The sequence below is a fragment of the Streptomyces sp. NPDC054847 genome (assembly GCF_053610925.1).
The window spans coordinates 1-4,775 of the sequence record NZ_JBSGZJ010000517.1 but is presented as its reverse complement, the minus strand read 5'-3'; the positions used below and the strand labels follow the sequence as shown (position 1 = coordinate 4,775).

Genomic DNA, 4,775 nt, shown 5'->3' with positions numbered 1-4,775 from the left:
GGCGTAGGGGGAAGAGCCCCCGAAACACCGCGCGCAGCGCGGTGCCGGGTCCGGGCGGAGCCCCCACGCGGCGGAGCCGCACATCGGTACAGCGGAAAGGGGCGGGGAGGGGAACCGGCCCGCCGCAGGCGCGCACCCGGTCCGCGCTACCCCCGCAGCCGCGCCACCGCGTCCGCCACCGTGAGCTCCTCACGCTCACCCGTCCGGCGATCCTTCAGCTCCACGACGCCCTCGGCCGAGCGACGGCCGGCCACCAGGATCTTGGGGACGCCGATCAGCTCCGCGTCCGTGAACTTGACGCCCGGGGAGACGCCCGCGCGGTCGTCGACCAGGACCCGCAGGCCCGCCGCGCCGAGCTGCTCGGCGACGTCGAGGGCGAGTTCGGTCTGCAGTGCCTTGCCCGCGGCGACCACGTGGACGTCGGCCGGGGCGATCTCGCGGGGCCAGCACAGGCCCTGCTCGTCGGCGGTCTGCTCGGCGAGCGCCGCCACCGCGCGGGAAACGCCGACGCCGTACGAACCCATCGTCACGCGGACGGGCTTGCCGTTCTGGCCGAGCACGTCGAGCTGGAAGGCGTCCGCGTACTTGCGGCCGAGCTGGAAGATGTGGCCGATCTCGATCGCGCGGTCCAGCTTGAGCCCGGTGCCGCACGAGGGGCACGGGTCGCCGTCCTCGACGACCACGACGTCGAGGTAGTCGTCGACCTCGAAGTCCCGGCCGGCGACGACGTTCTTCGCGTGGAAGCCCGCCCGGTTGGCGCCCGTGATCCACGCGGTGCCGGGGGCGACGCGCGGGTCGGCGATGTAGCGGACCTTCTCGAGGCCCTGCGGGCCGACGTAGCCGCGGACCAGGTCCGGGCGGTCCACGAAGTCCTCCGCGGTGACCAGTTCGACCTCGGCGGGCGCCAGGTGGTCGCCCAGCTTGCCGAGGTCGACCTCGCGGTTGCCGGGGACGCCGACCGCGACGATCTCACCGTCGACCTTGACCAGCAGGTTCTTCAGCGTGGCGGACGCCGGGACACCCAGGTGGTCGGCGAGCGTCTCGATGGTCGGGGTGTCGGGGGTGTCCAGCTCCTCGACCGGGCCGTGCGCGGCGCCCTCGACCGGGGCGAGCGCGAACGTGACGGCCTCGGTGTTGGCGGCGTAGTCGCAGGACGGGCAGTACACGAAGGTGTCCTCGCCGGCGGGGGCCGGCGCCAGGAACTCCTCGGAGGCGGAGCCACCCATCGCGCCCGACACCGCGGAGACGATCTTGTGCTCGAGGCCGAGGCGCTCGAAGATCCGGACGTACGCCTCGCGGTGCAGGGCGTAGGACTGGGCGAGACCCTCGTCGGAGGTGTCGAACGAGTACGAGTCCTTCATCTGGAACTCGCGGCCGCGCAGGATGCCCGAACGGGGACGCGCCTCGTCGCGGTACTTCGTCTGGATCTGGTACAGGATCACCGGCAGGTCCTTGTAGGACGTGCACTGGTCCTTGACGAGCTGGGTGAAGATCTCTTCGTGGGTCGGGCCGAGGAGGTAGTCGGCGCCCTTGCGGTCCTTGAGACGGAACAGCTCCGCGCCGTACTCCTCCCAGCGGCCCGTCGCCTCGTAGGGCTCCTTGGGCAGCAGCGCCGGCAGCAGGACCTCCTGTGCGCCGATGGCGTCCATCTCCTCGCGCACGACGCGGGTGACGTTCTCCAGGACGCGCTTGCCGAGCGGCAGCCAGGACCAGATGCCCGCGGCGTTGCGGCGGACGTAACCGGCGCGCACGAGGAGCTTGTGGCTGAGCGTCTCTGCGTCCGCCGGGTCGTCGCGCAGTGTCTTGACCATCAGACGGGACATGCGCTGGACCTGGGCCATGGTGAACTCCTGCTCGGAACGTGTGATGTGCAGGAGGTTAGCCGGGGCGCAGCCGCAGGCGGAAATCAGTTCGCGCGGCGCAGCGGCAGCGGGGCGCCCATCACGGCGTAGGGACTGGGGGCGCTCGGAAAGAGCACCTGCCCGGCGAGGTCCTGGTAGCCGAGCCTGCGGTACAGGGCGCGGGCCGGGCTCTCGGTGTCGATCGCGGACAGGATCGAGCGGGGCAGGCCGCATCCGTCGGTGATGGTGATGATCAGTTCGCGTCCGATGCCGCGTCCCTGGAAGCCGGGGTGGACGTGGAGTTCGGTGATGACGAAGGAGTCGTCGAGCCAGCCGTCGGTGCCGTTGCGGCGCAGATACGGCTCGACCACGGTGGACCACCAGTGGCTGCGGTCGTTGGGCATGCCGTAGACGAATCCGACGAGCCTGCCCCCCTCCGTGGTCGCTCCGAGCGCCCGGGCTCCGGGGTTCTGCAGGTGGCGCAGCACGATGTAGCGGCGGATGTCGATCTCGTCGTCGCTGAGCCCGAAGGCGAGTGCCTGCACGGCGAGCGCCTCGTCGACCCGCGCCGTCAGATCGAGCGGTTCGATGACGACGTCGGGGGCCTGCGAGCCGTCCCCGGTGAGTGCTGCCATGGGCCGAACCCTACTTGCCGTCGTGACCGCTCAGCACGGGGTGCCGGGAATCAGAACAGCACGCTCATGAAGGCGCCGACCTCGCGGAAGCCGACCCTGCGGTAGGACGCCCTGGCGGCGGTGTTGTAGTCATTGACGTACAGGCTGACGACCGGGGAGACGTCCGCCAGGGCGTAGCGCAGGACGGCCGCCATGCCGGTCTCCGACAGCCCCCTGCCCCGGTACTCGGGGTCGACCCAGACGCCCTGGATCTGGCAGGCCTGGGGGGTGGCCGCGCCGATCTCGGCCTTGAAGACGACCTTGCCGTCGTCGATGCGGGCGAAGGACCGTCCGGTGCCGACGAGCTCGGCGACGCGGGCCTGGTAGAGGAGTCCGCCGTCGCCGGCCATCGGCGAGACGCCGACCTCCTCGGTGAACATGGCCACGCACGCCGGCATGATCACGTCCATCTCGTCCTTGCGGATACGGCGGACGCCGGGGTCGGGCTCGATGTCGTCCGGCATCCGCTCGGTGATCATGAGCGGCTGGTTGGCCCGTACGTCCCTGGCCGGGCCCCAGTTCGGTTCGAGGAGCCGCCACAGCAGGGCCGTGGACTCCGCGGGGCCGACGATGGACGAGCAGCGGCGACCGGCCCGGCGCGCGCGGTCGGCGAAGGCGCGTACCGCTTCCGGGCCGGCGCAGATGGGCACGAGGTTGGCGCCGGAGTAGCACAGGGAGCGCAGGTGTCCGTCCGTGTAATAACCCCACATCTCGCCCCCGAGTCGCCACGGGTCGAGTCCGGCGACCTGCACACGGGCGGTGACGAAAGCATTCGTCACCGGCTCGCTCTCGAGGATGGCGAGCGCGGCGCCGAGGTCGCCCGGGCCGAGGACCCGGGTGGTGGTCTGCGTCAACACGAGGGCGCCTCATCACACGGTTTGCTGGTTCTGGAACTGTACCCGGCACGTCCACGGCGTGGCGCGTGCACGGGAAGACCCCGCCGACCGGAAGGGGCGACGGGGCCTTGTGGATCCGGGTGCCGGCGGGCTCGGGGCTGCGAGCCCTCCGGCGGGGTCCTGGGGGTGCGGGTCAGGCGCCGGGCTCGCCCACGGCGACCACGTCCGGGGTGCCGGAGGCGACGCCGTCCTTCTCCATCTGTTCCGCGATCTTCATGGCCTCTTCGATGAGGGTCTCGACGATCTTCGACTCCGGCACGGTCTTGATGACCTCGCCCTTGACGAAGATCTGTCCCTTGCCGTTGCCCGAGGCCACACCGAGGTCGGCCTCACGGGCCTCGCCGGGTCCGTTGACCACGCAGCCCATGACGGCGACGCGCAGCGGGACCTCCATGCCCTCGAGTCCGGCGCTGACCTCGTCGGCGAGCTTGTAGACGTCGACCTGGGCGCGGCCGCAGGAGGGGCAGGAGACGATCTCCAGGCGGCGCTGGCGGAGGTTCAGCGACTCCAGGATCTGGATGCCGACCTTGACCTCCTCCGCCGGCGGCGCCGACAGGGAGACGCGGATGGTGTCGCCGATGCCCTCGCTGAGCAGCGCGCCGAAGGCGACGGCGGACTTGATCGTGCCCTGGAAGGCGGGACCGGCCTCTGTGACACCGAGGTGCAGCGGGTAGTCGCTCTGCGCGGCGAGGAGGCGGTAGGCGTTGACCATCACGACGGGGTCGTTGTGCTTGACCGAGATCTTGATGTCGCGGAAGCCGTGCTCCTCGAAGAGGGACGCTTCCCACAGGGCGGACTCGACGAGCGCCTCGGGGGTGGCCTTGCCGTACTTCTCCAGCAGCCGGCGGTCCAGGGAGCCCGCGTTGACGCCGATCCGGATCGGGGTGCCGGTCTCGCCGGCGGCCTTCGCGATCTCCTTGACCTTGTCGTCGAACTGCTTGATGTTGCCCGGGTTCACCCGCACCGCGGCGCAGCCGGCGTCGATGGCCGCGAAGACGTACTTCGGCTGGAAGTGGATGTCCGCGATCACCGGGATCTGGGACTTCCTGGCGATGGTGGCCAGCGCGTCCGCGTCGTCCTGGGTCGGGCAGGCGACCCGGACGATCTGGCAGCCGGAGGCCGTGAGCTCCGCGATCTGCTGGAGGGTGGCGCCGATGTCGGACGTCCTGGTCGTCGTCATCGACTGCACGGAAACGGGCGCGTCACCGCCGACGGCGACGGAGCCGACCTGGATCTTCCTGCTGACCCTGCGGTCGGCGAGCTTCGTCGGAACGGACGGAATTCCGAGAGAAATTGCAGTCATCTGCTGTGCAACCCCAAGGTGTGGATCGTGGTCCCGGATCGGCGGGCTCCAGCCCTTGAGA

4 protein-coding genes are annotated in these 4,775 nt (G+C 70.7%); all 4 read right to left on the bottom strand.

Annotation, left to right across the window (positions count from 1 at the left end; translation table 11 throughout):
- Positions 1-146: 146 nt before the first annotated feature.
- The 4 genes from ACWGH4_RS31365 to ispG all read right to left on the bottom strand — a co-directional run bounded on the left by ACWGH4_RS31365 (position 147) and on the right by ispG (position 4,714).
- On the bottom strand, positions 147-1,841 hold the full coding sequence (locus tag ACWGH4_RS31365) for a proline--tRNA ligase (protein ID WP_441266364.1): 1,695 nt from the start codon (positions 1,839-1,841) through the stop codon (positions 147-149).
- A gap of 65 nt (positions 1,842-1,906) precedes the next feature.
- The gene (locus tag ACWGH4_RS31360; protein ID WP_453466845.1) at positions 1,907-2,476 is read right to left on the bottom strand and encodes a GNAT family N-acetyltransferase; all 570 of its coding nucleotides are present in this window, start codon (positions 2,474-2,476) and stop codon (positions 1,907-1,909) included.
- Between the two features lie 50 nt (positions 2,477-2,526).
- Positions 2,527-3,369, bottom strand: a complete 843-nt coding sequence (locus ACWGH4_RS31355) for a GNAT family N-acetyltransferase (RefSeq protein ID WP_453466847.1) — start codon at positions 3,367-3,369, stop codon at positions 2,527-2,529.
- A 175-nt stretch (positions 3,370-3,544) separates the two neighbouring features.
- Positions 3,545-4,714: a flavodoxin-dependent (E)-4-hydroxy-3-methylbut-2-enyl-diphosphate synthase gene (gene ispG, locus ACWGH4_RS31350; RefSeq protein WP_159686382.1), complete on the bottom strand. Its 1,170-nt coding sequence runs from the start codon at positions 4,712-4,714 to the stop codon at positions 3,545-3,547.
- Between the last annotated feature and the right edge of the window lie 61 nt (positions 4,715-4,775).